Annotated in this window: 20 protein-coding genes; 5 read left to right on the top strand and 15 right to left on the bottom strand. The window is 68.7% G+C overall.

Annotated elements, in window-relative coordinates; all coding sequences use genetic code 11:
* Positions 1 to 2: 2 nt before the first annotated feature.
* Entirely contained in the window at positions 3 to 563 is a 561-nt protein-coding gene (locus ACIG5A_RS18175; RefSeq protein WP_397241355.1) for an NADPH-dependent FMN reductase, read from the bottom strand.
* Positions 564 to 636: 73 nt separating this feature from the next.
* Between ACIG5A_RS18175 and ACIG5A_RS18170 the strand changes: the two genes are divergently transcribed.
* Complete coding sequence (locus ACIG5A_RS18170) at positions 637 to 1,473, top strand: NAD(P)H-binding protein (RefSeq protein ID WP_397241354.1); 837 nt, start codon at positions 637 to 639, stop codon at positions 1,471 to 1,473.
* Positions 1,474 to 1,581: 108 nt separating this feature from the next.
* The gene (locus ACIG5A_RS18165; RefSeq protein ID WP_397241353.1) at positions 1,582 to 2,604 is read left to right on the top strand and encodes a GAF domain-containing protein; all 1,023 of its coding nucleotides are present in this window, start codon (positions 1,582 to 1,584) and stop codon (positions 2,602 to 2,604) included.
* Positions 2,605 to 2,710: 106 nt separating this feature from the next.
* Here ACIG5A_RS18165 and ACIG5A_RS18160 read toward each other — a convergent pair whose 3' ends face one another.
* Both ACIG5A_RS18160 and ACIG5A_RS18155 read right to left on the bottom strand, forming a co-directional pair.
* Entirely contained in the window at positions 2,711 to 3,718 is a 1,008-nt protein-coding gene (locus ACIG5A_RS18160) for an NAD-dependent epimerase/dehydratase family protein (protein ID WP_397241352.1), read from the bottom strand.
* Positions 3,719 to 3,723: 5 nt separating this feature from the next.
* Positions 3,724 to 4,542, bottom strand: coding sequence for an S-methyl-5'-thioadenosine phosphorylase (locus ACIG5A_RS18155; RefSeq protein ID WP_397241351.1), 819 nt, complete (start codon positions 4,540 to 4,542; stop codon positions 3,724 to 3,726).
* A 212-nt stretch (positions 4,543 to 4,754) separates the two neighbouring features.
* Here ACIG5A_RS18155 and ACIG5A_RS18150 point away from each other — a divergent pair, with 212 nt between their 5' ends.
* A complete protein-coding gene (locus ACIG5A_RS18150; protein ID WP_397241350.1) occupies positions 4,755 to 5,690 on the top strand; it encodes a DMT family transporter in 936 nt (311 codons plus the stop codon).
* 63 nt (positions 5,691 to 5,753) lie between these two features.
* Complete coding sequence (locus ACIG5A_RS18145) at positions 5,754 to 6,077, top strand: metal-sensitive transcriptional regulator (protein ID WP_397241349.1); 324 nt, start codon at positions 5,754 to 5,756, stop codon at positions 6,075 to 6,077.
* Here the strand turns inward: ACIG5A_RS18145 and ACIG5A_RS18140 are convergent.
* The gene (locus ACIG5A_RS18140; RefSeq protein WP_397241348.1) at positions 6,074 to 6,889 is read right to left on the bottom strand and encodes an NmrA family transcriptional regulator; all 816 of its coding nucleotides are present in this window, start codon (positions 6,887 to 6,889) and stop codon (positions 6,074 to 6,076) included. The genes ACIG5A_RS18145 and ACIG5A_RS18140 overlap by 4 nt on opposite strands.
* A 238-nt stretch (positions 6,890 to 7,127) precedes the next feature.
* Between ACIG5A_RS18140 and ACIG5A_RS18135 the strand changes: the two genes are divergently transcribed.
* A complete protein-coding gene (locus ACIG5A_RS18135; protein ID WP_397241347.1) occupies positions 7,128 to 8,036 on the top strand; it encodes a LysR family transcriptional regulator in 909 nt (302 codons plus the stop codon).
* A 161-nt stretch (positions 8,037 to 8,197) separates the two neighbouring features.
* Here the strand turns inward: ACIG5A_RS18135 and ACIG5A_RS18130 are convergent, their stop codons facing one another.
* The 11 genes from ACIG5A_RS18130 to rpsM form a co-directional block, all read right to left on the bottom strand.
* Positions 8,198 to 9,109, bottom strand: a complete 912-nt coding sequence (locus ACIG5A_RS18130; protein ID WP_397241346.1) for a TAXI family TRAP transporter solute-binding subunit — start codon at positions 9,107 to 9,109, stop codon at positions 8,198 to 8,200.
* Between the two features lie 13 nt (positions 9,110 to 9,122).
* Positions 9,123 to 10,649 carry a sensor histidine kinase gene (locus tag ACIG5A_RS18125; protein WP_397241345.1) on the bottom strand — a complete coding sequence of 509 codons (1,527 nt, stop codon included), beginning with the start codon at positions 10,647 to 10,649 and terminating at the stop codon, positions 9,123 to 9,125.
* Positions 10,621 to 11,280, bottom strand: a complete 660-nt coding sequence (locus tag ACIG5A_RS18120) for a response regulator transcription factor (RefSeq protein ID WP_397241344.1) — start codon at positions 11,278 to 11,280, stop codon at positions 10,621 to 10,623. Before ACIG5A_RS18120 ends, ACIG5A_RS18125 begins: the two co-directional genes overlap by 29 nt.
* Positions 11,281 to 11,326: 46 nt before the next feature.
* Positions 11,327 to 12,772: an MFS transporter gene (locus tag ACIG5A_RS18115; protein ID WP_397241343.1), complete on the bottom strand. Its 1,446-nt coding sequence runs from the start codon at positions 12,770 to 12,772 to the stop codon at positions 11,327 to 11,329.
* A 256-nt stretch (positions 12,773 to 13,028) separates the two neighbouring features.
* The gene (locus tag ACIG5A_RS18110; protein WP_397241342.1) at positions 13,029 to 13,862 is read right to left on the bottom strand and encodes an LLM class F420-dependent oxidoreductase; all 834 of its coding nucleotides are present in this window, start codon (positions 13,860 to 13,862) and stop codon (positions 13,029 to 13,031) included.
* Between the two features lie 50 nt (positions 13,863 to 13,912).
* Positions 13,913 to 14,782 (bottom strand): tRNA pseudouridine(38-40) synthase TruA, encoded by an 870-nt coding sequence (gene truA / locus ACIG5A_RS18105; RefSeq protein ID WP_397241852.1) that lies wholly within the window; start codon positions 14,780 to 14,782, stop codon positions 13,913 to 13,915.
* A gap of 95 nt (positions 14,783 to 14,877) precedes the next feature.
* Positions 14,878 to 15,414: a 50S ribosomal protein L17 gene (gene rplQ, locus ACIG5A_RS18100; protein WP_397241341.1), complete on the bottom strand. Its 537-nt coding sequence runs from the start codon at positions 15,412 to 15,414 to the stop codon at positions 14,878 to 14,880.
* A 49-nt stretch (positions 15,415 to 15,463) separates the two neighbouring features.
* Positions 15,464 to 16,522, bottom strand: a complete 1,059-nt coding sequence (locus tag ACIG5A_RS18095; RefSeq protein ID WP_067785162.1) for a DNA-directed RNA polymerase subunit alpha — start codon at positions 16,520 to 16,522, stop codon at positions 15,464 to 15,466.
* Between the two features lie 105 nt (positions 16,523 to 16,627).
* Positions 16,628 to 17,233, bottom strand: a complete 606-nt coding sequence (gene rpsD / locus ACIG5A_RS18090; RefSeq protein ID WP_397241340.1) for a 30S ribosomal protein S4 — start codon at positions 17,231 to 17,233, stop codon at positions 16,628 to 16,630.
* 21 nt (positions 17,234 to 17,254) lie between these two features.
* Positions 17,255 to 17,668, bottom strand: coding sequence for a 30S ribosomal protein S11 (gene rpsK / locus ACIG5A_RS18085; RefSeq protein ID WP_397241339.1), 414 nt, complete (start codon positions 17,666 to 17,668; stop codon positions 17,255 to 17,257).
* Positions 17,669 to 17,678: 10 nt separating this feature from the next.
* Entirely contained in the window at positions 17,679 to 18,053 is a 375-nt protein-coding gene (gene rpsM / locus ACIG5A_RS18080; RefSeq protein ID WP_397241338.1) for a 30S ribosomal protein S13, read from the bottom strand.
* Positions 18,054 to 18,060 lie beyond the last annotated feature (7 nt).

Raw genomic sequence — 18,060 nt, 5'->3', positions numbered from 1 at the left:
TTTCAGCCGGGGTAGGGGTCTTCGGTGCGGGCGGTGCGGAGATGGCGGGCCCACCAGGCGAGTTGGCGGAGCATGCGTTCGGCGGCGTCGATGGCGGCGCCGTCCTGGGTCGCGCCCTCGGCATCGAATTGGCGTTTGGCCTGGTGGAAGCTGACGGTTTCGCGGATCGAGACCATGTGGATCTCGGCGACCACCTGACGCAGTTGCTCGACGGCGCGCAGGCCGCCGGACAGTCCGCCGTAGGAGACGAAACCTATTGGCTTGGCGCGCCATTCGCGCTTGGCGGTATCGAACGCGGTCTTGAGCGAGGCCGGGTAACCGTGGTTGTACTCGGAGGTGACGACCACGAAGGCATCCGCCGCGGCCAGCCGGGCCCGGTACGCGTCGACCTCCGGGGATTCGGTGAGATCCGCGGGCAGCGGCGTATCGATGAGATCTATGACGCCCGTATCGAATTCGGGCCGGGCCCGCACCGTCCGCAGGAACCAGTCCGCGACCACCGGAGCGAACCGCTCCGGACGCACGCTGGCCACGATGACCTCTAACCGCAGCGGAGTGTCCACCCCGCGAGCCTAACCGCGACCTCGGCGACGGTTCGGCGTGCGGCGGGGGTGATCGGCTGGAACGCTGGGGTTCATGATTCTGGTGACGGGGGCTACGGGGAATATCGGCACGGAACTGGTGCGGGCACTCAGCGAGGCGGGGCAGCGGGTGCGGGCGGTGGTCCGCGATCCGGCGAAGGCGGCACTGCCCGATGGCGTCGAGGCCGTGGCGGGTGATCTCAACAAGCCGGAGACCTTTGCTGCGGCGTTGGATGGGGTGCGGGCGATGTTCCTGCTACCCGGCTACGACAACCAGGACGATCTGCTCGACCGTGCGAAGCGGGCGGGGGTCGACCACGTGGTGCTGCTGTCGGGTGGTTCCGCGGCGCTGGAGGATCTGAACAATGCCGTCTCCAGCTATATGACACTGTCCGAGCGAACGGTGCGCGCCTCCGGGCTGTCGTGGACGTTCTTGCGGCCGCGCGCGTTCATGTCCAACGCGCTGCGCTGGCTGCCGCAGCTGGCCGAGGGGGACGTGGTGCGGCTCGACTTCCCCGAGGTGCCGCTGGCGAGTATCGATCCCGCCGATATCGCGGCCGTGGCCGCCGTTGCGCTGACGGGTGACGACCTGACCGGCCGGGTCCTCGACCTGACCGGCGGTGCGGCGCTGCTGCCCGCCGAGCAGGTCGCGATCCTCGGCGAGGTGCTCGGCCGCCCGCTCGTCGCACAGGGCCTGACCCACGAGGAGAGCCGAGCACAAATGACCGCGACCATACCGCTGAAGTACGTGGCGGCGTTCTTCAGCTTCTACGTCGACGGCGTCCTCGACGAGACCACCGTTCATCCCACCGTGTTCGAGGTGACGGGCCGCGCGCCCCGCACCTTCGAACAGTGGGCACGCACCCACGCCGAGGCGTTCACCCCGCGCTGACGTGGGCGTTGCGGCCGTGGCGCGCCGTTGCGTGACGCAGCCGTCCCCCCGCGTGCTCCCGATTTGCCGGATCATGCACGATATTCACTGGCTATCGACCGTGGAGGCATGAGGTTCGACATCGGGAGGGGCGAGGTGATCAAGGGGCGCTGGCTGTTGATCGAGACGCTCGGCCGTGCCGAAACGTGGTCGGTGGTCGCCGAGGGGACGGCGCCGCGCGAGTGGAAGTCGTTCCAGCGTTCGGTGCCGTCGCGGTTGCAGCCGCTCGTCGCCACCGCGTACACCTCCGGCGCGATCGTCGATCAGCAGATGCCGCAATCGCGCCACGCCTGGTCGGGACGGCGCGTCCAAGCCGTACCGGTGCTCGGGCCGGACGAGCGGGTACACGCGGTCAAACTGTGGCTCGGCGCCGGTGATCCGCCGCCGCAGACCGGGGTCGCGCCGTTCGTCATGGATGCCCGCACCCGGCTGATCGAGACGCTGCCCGAGGGGCTCGGCCCCGGCTTCCCGCGCGGTCCCGTGCGCTGGACGGGCGCCGAATCCTTCGCCGCCATCGAACGTTTCGACGCCGCACTGGAATTCACCGCCACCATCGCACGCTCCGCACCGGGCTCCCGCTGGATGGGCATCGCGACGATACGCGCCGCGGCGGGCCCGCGCGCGATACTGCTCGCCACCCGCAACGGGGAGACCGCCGCGACCGGCGAGCACTGGTCCGGCATCGCCGTCGACGTCACCGACACCGTTGCACCACAACAGAAGTCGTTCGAAGCGACAACCATCGACCTGCTGCGCAGCGCCCAGCCCAACCTCTATATCGCGATCGTCGACACCGCACAGTTGCGCCTGATCCGCTGGGTCACCGAGCCGGTCCCCGGCATCCGCTGGGGCGCAGGCACCGACGAGCGCACCACACCCCACCCCACCGACCACACCCGAATCCTGACCGCCCGCAACGAAATCCTCACGGGTGCGAAGCAAACCACCCTGGCCGCGATCCGTTTCGCCTCCACCCACGACAACTGGATCACCGCCGACCTCGAGATCACCCCCCTCCCCGGCGGCACCCCTGGCGCAACGACCCCCGAATTCGCCTTGGTCCAAATAGAAGTCCACAACACCCCCGGATAACCCTCCCTGAACGCACCGATTTCACCGCCGCGCGGGAGCAGCATCACGCGGCGACAGAGCAGAGTGTGGGCGAGACGCACTCGAACCCGAGGCGGCTAGCGACGGGTCAGGACGGGGCGGGGGCTGGGGTGGCGAAGGCGGGGAGGCCCTGGGTGGGGGTGGTGGCGGCGGTGAATTCGAGGGCGCGGCGGGCGCGTTCGGGGTCGGGGACGATGTGGCGGACGTCGGCGAGATTGTATTGGCCGGTGACGATGGGGGTGGGGGCGCTGCGGGCCTTCGCCATGAGGGAGGCCACTTCCCAGAGGGTGATGGGACGGCCGGTGGCGATGTTGAGCGGGACGAAACCGGGGAGGCGGCGGTCGACGGCGGCGACGGTCGCCGAGGCGGCGTCGTCGATGTGCAGGAAATCCCTTACCTGGCCGCCGTCTTCGAAGACGTGCGGCCCCTTGCCCGCGTCGAGTGCGGCGCGGAATTGCCCGACCCAGCCCGCCCGCGCACCCTCGCCGTAGACATTGGGCAGCCGCAGCGCGGTCACCGCGGCGCCCGTCGCCAAACCCCAAGCGAGCGCGTGGTTTTCCTGCGCAAGCTTGCTCGTCGCGTAGAAACCGCGCGGCCGCAACGGCGCGTCCTCCCCCACCGGTTCCCAGGTGAGCACCTCACCGGTGTGTGGCGCGCGGTGGTCGAACAGGCCGCGATCCAGATCGGCGCGGCGGCGCAGCCCGGGAAAGAACTGTCCGCCGCGCGTGCCCCGATAGCGTCCCTCGCCGTACACCGCGACCGACGACGCGAGCACCAGATGCCGCACCTTGGCCCGCGCCATGGCGTCGAGCAGCACCGCGGTGCCCACCTCGTTGTGCTGCGCGAACTCCGTCGCGCCCTTCGGCGCGGTGACGGCCGCGAAGTGGCAGACGGTGTCGACGCCGCTCAGCAGCGGCTCCACCTTGTCCGTATCACGCAGATCGATCCGCGAAACCCCTTGCGGTGGTTGCGCGTTCGGACCGTGCACCGCTTCGAGCAGCAGATCGAGGGCGATCACCTCGTGCCCGGCGGCTTCCAGGGACTTGCGCACGTTCGACCCTATGAAACCGGCGGCACCGGTAACCAGCACTCGCATGGGGATTACGGTAGCTCGAACGGCAGCGACACTCCCGCGTGGACACGGCACCTGTCGCAGGTGTCCGTTCCGGTGACCGCCGAGATCGAGCGGCGGACGAGCTCCTTGAACGGCGCGAGGTTCTTCTTGAACTCGGCGAAGACGTCGGTCGCGTGCACGCCGTCGCCCTCCTCCAGCCCCGCGTCCAGGTCGGTAACCAAAGCGACTGCGGCGTAGCACATTTCGAGCTCACGGGCGAGCACGGCCTCGGGATGACCGGTCATGTTCACCAGATCCCAGCCCTGCCCGGCGAACCAGCGGCTCTCGGCGCGGGTGGAGAAGCGCGGGCCCTGCACCACGACCATGGTGCCGTTCGGCTTCACCGGCAGCGCCGCCGCGCCCGAATCCTCGGATTTGATGACGGCGGACCGCAATTCGTCGCAGTACGGGTCGGCGAAGGAGACGTGGACGCCGCCGCCGTCGAAGTAGGTCTGCGGGCGCCCGGAGGTGCGGTCGACCAGCTGATCCGGCACCGCGACGGTGCCGGGCCCCCAGTCGGCGCGCAGGCTGCCCACCGCGCACGGCGCGATGATCCGCCGCACGCCCAGCGAGCGCAGCGCCCACATGTTCGCCTGGTACGGCAGCGTGTGCGGCGCGAATTCGTGGTTCTTGCCGTGCCGCGGCACGAACGCCACCGGCCGTCCTTCCACCTCGCCGATCGCGATCGGCGCACTCGGCGCGCCATACGGCGTCTCGACCTCGATATGGGTCGCGTCGTTGTCGAAGAAGTCATAGAAGCCACTGCCGCCGATGACGGCGAGCGCGGGCCGGGGAAGCGAGCTCATGGTCCTAGATTCTCCCCGGTTCGATCACCGTCGCGCACCCGGGTGGCCACCGTTCGGTTCGATATCACTACGGCGAACTCGCCAGCGTCTATCGGGCAACCGCCACCCATCTGGCTCCACTAGACAATAGTCAGGCATGCTCTGGATACCACCGCTCGGCGGTGCGTAGGAGATGATGGGGCGAACGAGAGCGGTGAGTGGTGGAGGTCGGGTTGTCGCGGGCTGGTGCCGGGGTGTGGTTGACGGTGTTGAGCGGGTTGTCGTTCGCCACGTCCGGGCCACTGGTGAAATCCGTACTCGCAGAGGGGTGGTCGCCGGGTGCGGCGCTGGCGGTGCGGCTGACCGGAGCGGCGGCATTGCTGCTGACGTTGGCCGTGTGCGTCGATCCACGTGGCCTGCTCGGGATCCGGCAGCACCTGCGGACCGTCGGCGCCTTCGGCGTGGTCGCGGTGGTCGGCGTGCAGGCGACGTTCTTCCTGTCGCTGCAGTATTTGCAGGTCGGCGTGACGCTGATGCTGCAGGCCTTGGCGCCGATCGTGGTGATCGGCTGGAGTTGGGCGGTCCGCGGCGACAAGCCTTCGCGTTCGGTGCTGTTCGGCACCGCGCTGGCGCTGGCCGGTGCGGCACTGGTGATCGACGTGTTCGCCGCCGGTGGCGTGAGTCTGCCAGGGGTCGGCTGGGCACTGCTGTCGATGCTGTGCAATGCCGCGTTCTTCCTGCTGTCCGAGCGCACCTCGGATTCGCTCAGCCAGGTCACACTGCTCGGCTCGGGACTCACGATCGCGGCGGCCACCGCTTGGGTGCTGGTCATCACCGGCGTGCTGCCGGGAGTGGTCGGCAGCGGCACCGCGCGCCTCGCCGACCACGACATTCCAGTGCCGTTGGCGCTGACACTGCTCGTGCTGAGCACCGTGACGGCCTATCTGGCCGGGGTCGCGGGCGCCGCGCGGATCGGTTCGACGCTGATGTCGCTCGTCCTGCTCTGCGAGGTGTTGTTCGCGGTGGTGCTGTCCTGGCTGCTCGTCGGCGAATCGGTGCGCCCGGTGCAGATGGCAGGCGGCGTGCTGGTGATCGGCGGCATCGTGTTCGCCCGGCGCGGTGCCGACGCGCCCGCGCCCGCACCGGCGCGCGCGCCCGCGCTGACCTGACAATTCACCCGGAACCATGTACCCTCGGGGGGTATTATTCGATGGACGGCGAAGGAGACAGTCGTGACCACACCCGCTCATGACCATGACGCACACGACCACTCTTCGCACGGCTACATCACCGCCAAGGACGATTACCTCAAGCGCCTGCGCCGCATCGAGGGACAGGCCCGCGGGTTGCAGCGGATGGTCGAGGAAGAGAAGTACTGCATCGACATCCTCACCCAGGTGTCCGCGATGACCAAAGCACTGCAGGCCGTGGCGATGGGTCTGCTGGAGGATCACATCAGCCACTGCGTGGTCGACGCGGCGGTCGCCGGTGGCCCCGAGGCCGAAGCCAAGATCAAAGAGGCCACCGACGCCATCGCCCGCCTGGTCCGTTCCTAGCGGGTCCAGGCGCCGCGCACATAGTCGGCGAAATCGCGTGGCGGACGGCCCAATCCACGGTCGATACCGTCGCCGACGTGCGCGTTGCGGCCGTCGAGCACCGTGGTGAACAGGTAGATGAGGAAGTCGACCAGTTCGTCGGGCAGGCCCTGCGCCCGCGCCGCCGCGGCGTAGTCCTCGGGCGAAACCTGGATGTAGTCGATCCGGCGCCCCGTCGCCGCGGCGATCTCGCCGACCGCCTCGGCGAAGGTGAGCAGCCGCGAGCCGGTCACCTCGTAGATCTGGCCCGCGTGCCGGTCCTCGGTGAGCGCGGCGACCACCAGCTCGGCGATGTCGTCGACATCGATGAACGGCTCGCGCACCTCGCCGACCGGCAGCACCAGCTGCCCGGCGGCGATCTCCGCCGCGAAGTGCCCCTCGCTGAAGTTCTGCGCGAAGAAGCTGGAGCGCACCACCGTCAGGTCGGCGCCCGTCTCGGCGAGCAACTTCTCCGCCGCCTGCGCCTCCTCCTCGCCGCGCCCGGACAGCAGTACCAGCCGCCGCACGCCCGCCGCGACCGCCGCGTCACCGAGGGCGCGCACCGCGAGCGGCGCGCCGGGCACGGCGAGGTCGGGCTGGAAGGTGATGTACGCGGCGGTCGCACCCGCCAGCGCCGCACCCCAGGTCGCGGTGTTGCCCCAATCGAACGGTGGCTCGGCCGCGCGCGAACCGGCCCGCACCGGCACTCCCCGCGCGCGCAGCCGCTGCGCCACCCGGCTGCCCGTCTTGCCGGTTCCGCCTACCACCAGCACCTTTTCGGAGATTTCCGTCATCGCGCCCTTCTCCTCATCACATTCAGCCTCATCACATTCAGCCTCATCGCACTCGCACAGCCGGGACAGCTGTCACACGAGCATCGGCAACGACGGCCGCGCGAACAATGCCGCATTGCGCAACAATCGTTTAGCTCCGCTCAACGTTTCGCCGAGCGCGAACCTCACCAGTGCCTGCGGAACAAATCACGGGACGCGGCGGTAGATACGTGGGCACCAACGAGATCGAGGAGTCGGCGTGGAGCGGTACGAGATCGAGGCGTTCCTGACGCTGGCCGAGGAACTGCATTTCGGCAGGGCCGCCGAGCAGCTGCGGGTGTCCACCGGACGGATCAGCCAGACCATCCAGAGCATCGAACGCCGGATCGGCACAGCGCTTTTCGAGCGCACCAGCCGCCGGGTGGCACTCACACCGGTCGGCGCGCGGTTCCGTGACGAGCTGCGCCCCGGCTACGACCTGATCCAGCAGGCGGTGCGCGCCGCCACCGCCGCGGGGCGCGGCGTGCCCGGTGTCGTCTCGGTCGGCTTCACCGGGCCGGGCTCGGGCAAGTTCGTACTGGACGCCGCGGCGATCCTGAGTGGTACGTACCCGGAGACCGAAGTGCAGATCCGTGAACTGCCGCTGTTCAAGGGCATTGCCGCATTGCGCGACGATCTCGTGGAGGTGGTGCTGAGCTGCGAACCGGTCGACGAGCCCGACCTGAGCGTCGGCCCCGTGCTGCGGCGACTGCCGCTCCTGCTCGCCGTCCCGAACGCGCACCCGCTCGCCCGGCGCGACGCGCTCACCATCGAAGACCTGGCCGACATCACCCTCATCGGCATCCCGAGCTCCTCCCCCGCCATCGAACTCGGGCCCCAGCACACCCAGAGCGGCAGACCGATCCGGTACGGCCGCACCGCCAAGACACTTCAGGAGGCGATCAGCCTGGTCGGCGCGGGCGAGGGCGGTTTCCTCGTCGGCGACGAGGGCCCCTGCTTTCGCACCCACCCGCACGTCACCTATGTGCCCATCGAGGACGCTCCCGACCTGGAGAGCCGCCTCATCTGGCGCACCTCCCGCGAGAACGCCCGCATCCGCGCCTTCGCCGAAGCCGCCCGCACCGCAAGCGAAACCCCCTGCCACAGCACCCGATCCGCCGCCCGCTGACCGCGCCGGCACGCGCCGCAGCGGCACAGCCCGGTTCCGGATGCCGCCGCGACGATTCGCGTGCCGCACACGAGCTGCACTGCCGCGCACTGATTTTCTGGCTATTCGATGCGCGGCGGTGAGACGCAGGCGCGGCGTCGCGGGCTCGGCCGACCCGGTGGTCAGCCGTGCCAGTTGCGGTAGACCGCGGCGGCACCAGGGTGCAGGGGTACCGGACCGGTGCTGATGAGCGAGCGGCCGTCGAGGAACTGGGTACCCGCTGCCTCGATGGGCACCAGCGAATCCGCTTGCCACACCAGGAGTTCGACGATGGCGGCCGCGGCGGCGTCGGACACCGTCGGTGCGGCGAGCAGCAGGTTGGTGACGCCGATGGTGTGTACCGCGGCGGCGCCGGGGTAGGCGGCCGCGGGGACCTCGACGCGGTCGTAGACCGGGCCGAACAGTTCACGCATGGGCGTCGCGAAATCACCGAGGTCGATCAGGCGCATCCGGTCGGGGACATCGAGCAGTGTGGTCGGCACGCCGCCCGCCCACAGCAGGGCGTCCGCGTCGCCGTTGATCACCGCCGCCACCGACTCGCGCAGCGGCCGATGCGCGACATCCACATCCCGCATCGGGTCGAGGCCCGCGGCGCGCAGGATCCGGGAACCGGTCAGCGCGGCGCCCGAGCCTTCCGCGCCGAGGTTCACCCGCGCACCGCGCAGATCGGCGACGGTACGGATCGGGCTGTCCGCGCGCACCGCCAACTGCAGATAGTTCTCGTAGACCCGCCCGAGCGCGAGCACCTGCTCCCCCGAGCGGCCCACCGAATCCGCAAGCGCCAGTGCCGCATCCACCTCACCACGGGCCAGCAGCGTCAGATTCGCCTGCGAGCCCGCCGTGGTCACCGGCTCGATCCGCACCTCACCCGATCGCTCGGCCGCGGCGGCAAGTTTGCGCCCGAACGCGTGATAGAACCCGCCGATCTCGCCGGAGGCCAGCCGCACCGTCCCCGCGCCCTCCGGACCACACCCGGCAATACCCACGGTGGCCGCCGCAGCGGCCAACCCCAAGAATCGCCGTCGATCCATCATCACCGCACCCTATTCACTGCACTGGCACGGCCGGTAGTCGGACTGTCACCGCGAGCCCCCGCGGGTCGACGGCCTCGACGGTGAGGCTGCCGCCACGGGCCTGCGCGAGCGCGGCGGCGATGGGCAGACCGAGCCCCGATCCGCCGACCGCCGCGGTGGAGCCGCGGAAGAAGCGGGTGGTGAGCTTGGCTATTTCGTCCTCGGGCACACCGGATCCGTTGTCACGCACGATGATATCGACGCAGTCGTCGTGGCGGGAGACGATGAGCTCGGTGCGTGCGCCTGCCCCGGCGTACCGGCACGAATTGCTCAGCGGCACATCGAGGATCTGGGCGAGCACATCGGCGGAGACCGCGGTCTCCGCGGTGATCACCGCCAATTCGGCGACCAGATCCATCCCGGCGTTCTCGAATGCCGAACACCAGGCGTCGAACCGGTCGGCGACCACTTGCACCGCGTCGCAGTGGTTTTCGGCGGTGGCGGTGGTGATGTCGAAGGCGGCGGGCGTCTCCGCGACGGCCAGGTTCAGCAGACCGTCGAGCAGCGCGGTGAGCCGGTCCACCTCGGCGCTGGCGCCACGGAAGGTCGACACCGCACCCTCGGGGATGTCCAACTCCAGCGAATCGAGGCGAATCGCCAGCGCGGCGAGCGGATTTCGCATGGCATGCGCGGTATCGGCGACGAGCTGACGTTGCGCGTCCACCGAATCGGCGACGGCGAGCGCCATGGCATCGAAGGATTCGGCGACCGCGCGCATCTCCGGCGGACCACCGTGACGCCGCGCGATCGAGACCGGCGCTGGCGCGTCGGCACGCGGCTTCGGCAGCGTCGCGGTGAGATCGGCGACGGCATCCGACAGCGCGGCGAGCGGGCGGAGCACCCATCGGCTGAAGAGCAGGGCGAGCGCCATGAAGAAGGCCATCGCCATGGCGGCGCCGATCGCGATGACCAGCCAGGCCCACGCGATATCGGCGCGGGCCCGCGCGGTCGACGCCTCGATCACCACGGCGCCGTTGACCTGCAACCCGGTGCCGACCGGCCGCGCGACCAGCATGGTCGGCGAACTCCACGGGGTGAGCCGATCCACCGCGTGCGGGCGTTGATTGCGCCGGGCGGCGGCCACCGCGGCGACGACGCGGGCATCGCCGACATCGGCGCCCGCGTTCACCGCGACCGCGCCCTTGGCATTGATCACCAGCACGTTCTCGCCGTACAGGTCGTGATAGCGGTTGATCTCGTCGGCCAGCGCCCGCACATCGCCCGCGGCGACCGCGGCATCGGCGAGGGTGGCGAACCGATCGGCATCACCGGATCGGCCGAGCACCAGTTCCTGGGTGCGGCTCGTCGCCACCGTCAACGACAACGGCACCGCGAACGCGAGCACGGCGATCGCGGCGAACACCGTCAGCGCGATGAGCAGCCTGCGCCGCACTGTCCGCCTCTCCGCGTATTCAGGCCGGACCGGGTGCCGCGACAGCAGCGTCGGCGGCCGGCGGTCGATACCGGTGGGGTCATTGTCCCCACCGGTATCCGTAGCCACGGATAGTGGTAATGAGCCCTGGACGATTCAGCTTGGCCCGCAGGCCGGTCATGTGGACATCAAGGGAACGCGAGACCGCGACGAACGCGTCACCCCAGATGCGGTCCATCAGCTGCTGGCGGCTCACCGCGGCGCCAGGGCGCTCGACAAGTGCCTCCACCAGCTCGAATTCCTTCTGTGTCAACGCGATCGGCACACCGCCGACCTCGACGACGCGCGCGGACAGATCCACCCGGACATCACCGGTGACCACCTCGGCGCGCGCGGGCTGTGCCGCGACCGCGGCCCGCCGCATGACGGTCTCCAGCCGGGCCATCAGCTCGGCGATACGCGGCGGCTTCACCAGATAGTCGTCCGCGCCACCGCGCAGTCCGCGCACGATGGAGCGCTCATCGCTGCGCGCGGTCAGTATCAGCACCGGGACCGCGCTCACCTCGCGCAGCTGCCGCAGCACATGCAGACCGTCCCCGTCGGGGAGCCCGAGGTCGAGGATCACCGCGTCGTAGCCGCGATGCGCGGTGAGCAGATCGGCGCCCCGGCGTTTTCGTTCCGCCTGGAACCCACGGGCGTTGAGCGCCTCGACGAGCGCATCGCCAACGCCGTCGTCATCTTCGACCACCGCCAACCGCACGCGCCGATCCTCGCACAAACGAGGATCGGCGCGTACCTGTGGGCCGTCAGCTTCGAACGGACGTGAGGTCACGTTCCGGCTCGGGCCCAGCCGCTCCGACAACGCCCCCAGTAGCGGTGTCGAGCTCGGCTTCGATGGTGGATTCGGACGAGGTCTCCCGCATGAAGAAGTAGGTGACCAGCGAGATCAGGATGCAGCCCGCGACGTACCAGAAGAACAGCGACTCGTGGCCGCGATCCTTCAGGAACAGCGCGACGTACTCGGCGGTGCCGCCGAAGATCGCCACGGTCAGCGCGTAGGGCAGGCCGACGCCGAGCGCGCGGATCTTGGTCGGGAACAGCTCCGCCTTCACGATGGCGTTGATCGAGGTGTAGCCGGTGATGATGACAAGCGCCAGCATCATCAGCGCCCAGGCGCCGATCGCGTTCTGGGTGTTCTTGAGCACCGTCATGATCGGGACGGTGGCCAGCGTGCCCGCGATACCGAAGAAGATCAGCAGCTTGCGACGGCCGATCTTGTCGGACAGCGCACCGGCCAGCGGCTGCAGGATGACGAACACGAGCAGCGCCATGAAGTTGATCCACGCCACGGTCCCCTTGGGGATGTGCGAGCTGTTGATCATGAACTTCTGCATGTAGGTGGTGTAGGTGTAGAACGCCACCGTGCCGCCGAGCGTCAGGCCGACAACGAGCAGGCATTCGCGCGGGTACTGCAGCAGCAGTCGCAGCGAACCGCGCGCCGCCTTCGGCTTCGCGGCCTCGACGCCGAGCGAGCTCATCACGTCGTTCCTGCTGTGCACCAGGTGCCCGTCGGGGCCGTCGGCCTCGGCGCTCACGGCCTCTTCGAACTGGGTCGACTCGTCCATGCTGCGCCGCAGCCACATCACGATGAGCGCGCCTGCCGCACCGATCGCGAACGGGATGCGCCAGCCCCAGTCGTTCATCTGCGCGGAGCTGAGGAACTGCTGCAGGATGATCTGCACGCCGAGGGCCGTCAGCTGGCCCGCGACCAGCGTCACGTACTGGAAGCTGGAGTAGAAGCCGCGCTTGCCCGAGGAGGCCACCTCGGACAGATACGTTGCGCTGGTGGCGTATTCACCACCGACCGAGAGTCCCTGCAGCAGCCGCGCGAGCAGCAGGACCGTCGGCGCGAGCAGGCCGATGGTCTGGTAGCCGGGCGTCACCGCGATCAGCAGCGAGCCCGCCGCCATCACGGTGACCGACAGCGTCAGCGCCGAACGGCGGCCGAACTTGTCGGCGTAGCGGCCGAGCAACCAGCCGCCGATCGGGCGCATGAGGAAGCCGACCGCGAAAACGGCAGCCGTGGAAAGCAGTTGGGCCGTCGAATCTCCCTTGGGGAAGAACGACTTCGCGAAGTACACGCTGAACGCCGCGTAGACGTACCAGTCGTACCATTCGACCAGGTTGCCGATGGAACCGCGAAGCACATTCGCGATGACCCGGCGCTCGCCCGTGGGCTGTGTCGTAGTCACTTGATCTCCTCCTTCGACGCGACGACGCGTCAACTGGAAAGAGTGTGTCTGCTGTCACAAGGTCAACGGAAGCGGGTGAAGACTTTCCTTACAGTCCCTTAGGGCGATCGAAACCGCAGGCTGGGACGTTTTCACCGCGCTAGCACAGCAGCGGGCGATCCAGCGAGAGCGCCTGCGGCACAACGTGGTTCACCCGGCTCACCGGCGCATGCTCCGCTGTCGGCGACCTCGGCTGTTCGTTCCTCCGCGGTGGCCGCTAGGCAACCTCGCGCAGCAGGGGTGCGAGCGCGCGCAGTGTCGCCTGCCCGTCGTCGTCGAGCACCTGCAGCGCGACGTGGTCGGCACCGGCACGCAGATGCCCGGCGAGGTGATCGACCACCGCGGTGGCATCGCCGTGCGCGACGAGTTCATCGTAGAAGTGGTCGCTGCCCGGCTTGGTCAGATCCTCGTCGGTGAAACCGAATTTCCGCAGGTTCGCGGTGTAGTTCTGAAGTCCAAGGTAGAAGTCGACTCGCGGCCGCGCGGTGGCACGTGCGCGCGCCGGATCGGCATCGAGGACGACCTTGTGCTCGGTCGCCAAAAGTGCTTTGTCCCCGAGGATTTCGCGCGCGCTCGCGGTGTGCGCGGCGGGCACCAGATACGGCAGCGCGCCCGCGGAGCGCCGCTCGGCGAGCTTCAGCACTCGCGGACCGAGCGCGGCGAGGGCGCGGGCCTCAGCGGGTACGCCCGCCTCATCGAGTGCATCGAGGTACTCGACCAGCGCGTCGTACGGTTTCTTGTATGCCGCGGCGATTTCCGGATGGCCCGCGCCGATACCGAGCAGGAAGCGCCCGGGGAACCGCGCTTCGATCCGATGGAACGACTCGGCCACCTTCGCGGCGGGCTCGGACCAGATGTTGACGATGCTGCTCGCCACGGTGATCGTCTCGGTAGCCGCCAAGAGTTCCTCGGCCGCGACAAGATCCCCCGGCGGGGAGCTGCCGAGCCACAGCGTGCCGTAGCCGAGCGCTTCCAGCTCCCGCGCATCCTCCGAACCGAACCCACCAAAGGGCCGCCACACACCGAACCGTCCGAGTTCCTCAAAAGCCATGATCGAAACGAACCACGTACCCCCTGCCCGTATTCCGCGGCAGCGATCCGTCAGTCGCCGCAGCAGCCCTCGGCGACGGGAACCGTTCGGACTTCGCGGGTTTCGGCGTTGCGGGCAGCCAGGTCGGCGTCGGCGGGGTAGTCGACGGCGATGAGGCTCAGGCCGTGGGCGGGGGCGACGGTGACGGAGCTGGCGCGTTCGGTTTCGTCGAGCAGAGCGGCGACCCAGTCGACGGTGCGGCGGCCCTCGCCGACCGCGAGGATGGCGCCGACCAGGCTGCGGACCATGGACCAGCAGAAGGCGTCCGCGCTGACGTAGGCGGTCAGCGCGTCACCGGAGCGCTCCCAGTCGAAGCGCTGGAGTTCACGGATGGTGGTCGCGCCCTCGCGGCGACGGCAGAAGGCGGCGAAGTTGTGCAGGCCGAGCAGCTTCCGGGATGCCGCGCGCATGGCGTCCAGATCGACGTCTGAGCGACACGGGACGATGCCGCGGGCCTGGAGTGGCTCGGCGCCGTACGGGGCCGTGGTGAGGCGATAGGCGTAGTGGCGGCGGATGGCCGAGAACCGGGCATCGAATTCGGGCGGGGCGAGCCGAGCGCCCGTGATACGCACATCCTTCGGCAGGAAGCGCGCCATCCGGTACACCAGCTTCGCGCCGTCGAACTCGCCGGTCGTATCGAAGTGCGCGACTTGGCCTTCCGCATGCACACCGGCGTCGGTGCGACCGGCGACGGTCAATTGGATCGGCTCGCGGAACACCTTGCTGAGCGACTCCTCCAGCACGCCCTGCACGGTCCGCAGCCCCGGCTGGCGCGCCCAGCCGATGAAATCCGTTCCATCGTAAGAGATGTCGAGCCGGACCCGCACCGACGGCCGGTCGGGGGCCTCGGCCGCTACCGGCACTGCTCCGAACGATTCCACCGAATCCTCCACGGTCTCAACGGTTTCTGGCGATACGAACGAGCCCGCCGACCCGGAGCGGGTGGCGGGCTCGTTCGAGAACTCCGACGTGGATGTCAGGCGTCCTTCTTGTCCTCAGCGGCCTCGTCGGCAGCCGGGGCCTCGGCCTCGGCGGTCTCGGCGACGGCCTCGTCGGCGGTCTCCTCGACAACCTCGGCGGCCTCGGCGACGGGGGCCTCTTCGACCTTCTTCGACGCGGCAACACGGCGAGCGCGATCGGCCTCGTTGGTCACGGTCTTCTCCCGGACCAGCTCGATGATCGCCATCGGCGCGTTGTCACCCTTGCGGGGCAGCGTCTTGGTGATGCGGGTGTAGCCACCCTCGCGGCCCTCGAACGAGGGACCGATCTCGGCGAAGAGACTGTGCACCACGTCCTTGTTGCGGATCACCTTGAGCACCTCGCGGCGGTCGGCGAGGGTGCCGGCCTTCGCCTTGGTGACAAGCTTCTCGGCGTAGGGGCGCAGCGCCTTGGCCTTGGCCTCGGTGGTCGAAATACGACCGTGCTCGAAGAGCGCCGTGGCCAGATTGGCGAAGATCGCCTTCTGGTGCGACGCCGACCCGCCGAAGCGGGCACCCTTCTTGGGCTTGGGCATTGTTTGTTCTCCTTGTGTGAGGCCGAGCCGGGGTGCCTACCCCAGCGGCCTAGAGCTGTTCGGTCTCGGCGTAGTCCTGCTCGCCACCGTCGGTGTCACTGAACGTGCCGCTGTCGCTCCACGTTCCAGTGCTCGCGTCGTAACCCACCACGGAAGAAGGATCGAACGACGCCGGGCTGTCCTTGAGCGAGAGGCCGAGCGCGTGCAGCTTGACCTTGACCTCGTCGATGGACTTCTGGCCGAAGTTGCGGATATCCAGCAGATCCGACTCGGTGCGGGCGACGAGCTCGCCCACCGTGTGCACACCCTCGCGCTTGAGGCAGTTGTAGGACCGGACGGTGAGGTCCAGGTCCTCGATCGGCAGACCGAACGAGGCGATGTGGTCCGCCTCGGCCGGCGAAGGGCCGATCTCGATGCCTTCGGCTTCGACGTTGAGCTCACGGGCCAGGCCGAAGAGCTCGACCAGGGTCTTGCCCGCCGAGGCGAGCGCGTCCCGGGCGCTGATGGAGTTCTTGGTCTCCACGTCCAGGATCAGACGGTCGAAGTCGGTGCGCTGCTCGACACGGGTGGCCTCGACCTTGTAGGTCACCTTGAGCACGGGCGAGTAGATCGAGTCCACCGGGATCCGGCCGATTTCCGCGCCGGACGCCTTGTTCTGCACCGCCGGGACGTAGCCGCGACCGCGCTCGACGACGAGCTCGATCTCCAGCTTGCCCTTGTCGTTCAGGGTGGCGATGTGCATATCCGGGTTGTGCACGACAACGCCGGCGGGCGGCACGATGTCACCGGCGGTGACGGTGCCCGGACCCTGCTTGCGCACGTACATCGTGACCGGCTCGTCCTCCTCCGAGGACACGACCAGGCCCTTGAGGTTCAGGATGATGTCGGTGACATCTTCCTTCACACCGGGGACGGTGGTGAACTCGTGCAGGACGCCGTCGATACGGATGCTCGTGACCGCGGCCCCCGGGATCGAGGACAGCAGGGTACGCCGCAGCGAGTTGCCGAGGGTGTAACCGAAGCCCGGCTCAAGCGGTTCGATGGTGAACTTCGAGCGGTTCTCGGCGACGACCTCTTCGGTCAGCGTCGGACGCTGTGAAATCAGCATTAGGATCTTCCTCCTCTACGGGCGACCACTATTTGACGCCCACGTTCTGGGGGTTGTGCGTGGCCGATTGGAGAACCGGCCACGCACCAGCAGCGTGAAAGCTGTTTACTTCGAGTAGTACTCGACGATCAGCTGTTCAGACAGCGGCACATCGATCTGAGCGCGCTCGGGCACCTGGTGGACCAGGATGCGCAGGCGGCCCGGGAGGACCTGGAGCCAGCCGGGGACCGGACGGTCGCCGACGGTCTCGCGAGCCACCTGGAACGGCAGCGTGCCGAGCGACTTCTCCTTGACATCGATGATGTCGTACTGGGTCACCTGGAAGCTGGGAACGTTCACGCTCTTGTTGTTCACCAGGAAGTGACCGTGGCTGACCAGCTGGCGAGCCTGACGACGGGTGCGGGCCAGACCGGCGCGGTACACCACGTTGTCCAGACGGCACTCGAGCAGACGGAGCAGGTTGTCACCGGTCTTGCCCTTGAGGCGGTTGGCCTCTTCGTAGTACCGGCGGAACTGCTTCTCCATGACGCCGTAGGAGAAGCGAGCCTTCTGCTTCTCCTGCAGCTGGAGCAGGTACTCGCTCTCCTTGATCCGCGCGCGGCCGTGCTGGCCGGGCGGGTAGGGGCGACGCTCGAACGCCTGGTCGCCGCCGACGAGGTCGACGCGCAGACGACGCGACTTGCGGGTGATGGGGCCTGTATAACGAGCCATTTGTTATCTGTTCCTTTCCCGCTAGACGCGACGACGCTTGGGCGGACGGCAGCCGTTGTGCGGCTGCGGGGTGACATCGTTGATCGTGCCCACCTCGAGGCCTGCGGCCTGCAGCGAGCGGATCGCGGTCTCGCGACCCGAACCCGGGCCCTTGACGAACACGTCGACCTTCTTGACGCCGTGCTCCTGCGCCTTGCGGGCGGCGTTCTCGGCAGCGAGCTGCGCGGCGAACGGGGTCGACTTGCGCGAACCCTTGAAGCCGACGTGGCCCGACGACGCCCAGGAGATGACGTTGCCGGTCGGGTCGGTGATCGACACGATCGTGTTGTTGAACGTGCTCTTGATGTGCGCGTGGCCGTGCGGGACGTTCTTCTTGTCCCTGCGACGCGACTTCTGGGTCTTCTTGGGGCCGGAGGCCCGACTCTTCGGAGGCATCCTTTATCCCCTACTTCTTCTTGCCGGCGACGGTGCGCTTCGGGCCCTTGCGGGTGCGCGCGTTGGTCTTGGTGCGCTGGCCACGCACGGGCAGGCCACGACGGTGGCGCAGGCCCTGGTAGCAGCCGATCTCGATCTTGCGACGGATATCGGCCTGCACCTCACGGCGCAGGTCACCTTCGACCTTGAGCTCGGGCGAGCTCTCGATGTAGTCACGCAGCTGCGTGACCTGGTCGTCGCTGAGGTCCTTGCTGCGCAGGTCCGGGCTGACGCCGGTGGCCGCGAGGATCTCCTTGGCGCGGGTACGGCCGATGCCGTAGATGTAGGTCAGCGCGATCTCCATGCGCTTTTCGCGCGGGAGATCAACGCCCATGAGACGTGCCATGTGGCAG

This window comes from Nocardia sp. NPDC052566 (genome assembly GCF_044547285.1).
Taxonomy (GTDB): domain Bacteria; phylum Actinomycetota; class Actinomycetes; order Mycobacteriales; family Mycobacteriaceae; genus Nocardia.
This window is presented reverse-complemented; position numbering and strand designations above follow the sequence as displayed.

Excerpts from the sequence above, each read along its gene's own strand:
- rplQ (WP_397241341.1), bottom strand. The coding sequence starts at position 15,414 with ATGCCCAAGCCCAAGAAGGGTGCCCGCTTCGGCGGGTCGGCGTCGCAC.
- ACIG5A_RS18140 (WP_397241348.1), bottom strand. The coding sequence starts at position 6,889 with ATGACGGAAATCTCCGAAAAGGTGCTGGTGGTAGGCGGAACCGGCAAG.
- ACIG5A_RS18095 (WP_067785162.1), bottom strand. The coding sequence starts at position 16,522 with ATGCTGATTTCACAGCGTCCGACGCTGACCGAAGAGGTCGTCGCCGAG.
- rpsD (WP_397241340.1), bottom strand. The coding sequence starts at position 17,233 with ATGGCTCGTTATACAGGCCCCATCACCCGCAAGTCGCGTCGTCTGCGC.
- rpsM (WP_397241338.1), bottom strand. The coding sequence starts at position 18,053 with ATGGCACGTCTCATGGGCGTTGATCTCCCGCGCGAAAAGCGCATGGAG.
- ACIG5A_RS18170 (WP_397241354.1), top strand. The coding sequence starts at position 637 with ATGATTCTGGTGACGGGGGCTACGGGGAATATCGGCACGGAACTGGTG.
- ACIG5A_RS18130 (WP_397241346.1), bottom strand. The coding sequence starts at position 9,109 with ATGATGGATCGACGGCGATTCTTGGGGTTGGCCGCTGCGGCGGCCACC.
- rpsK (WP_397241339.1), bottom strand. The coding sequence starts at position 17,668 with ATGCCTCCGAAGAGTCGGGCCTCCGGCCCCAAGAAGACCCAGAAGTCG.
- ACIG5A_RS18155 (WP_397241351.1), bottom strand. The coding sequence starts at position 4,542 with ATGAGCTCGCTTCCCCGGCCCGCGCTCGCCGTCATCGGCGGCAGTGGC.
- ACIG5A_RS18165 (WP_397241353.1), top strand. The coding sequence starts at position 1,582 with ATGAGGTTCGACATCGGGAGGGGCGAGGTGATCAAGGGGCGCTGGCTG.
- ACIG5A_RS18160 (WP_397241352.1), bottom strand. The coding sequence starts at position 3,718 with ATGCGAGTGCTGGTTACCGGTGCCGCCGGTTTCATAGGGTCGAACGTG.
- ACIG5A_RS18110 (WP_397241342.1), bottom strand. The coding sequence starts at position 13,862 with ATGGCTTTTGAGGAACTCGGACGGTTCGGTGTGTGGCGGCCCTTTGGT.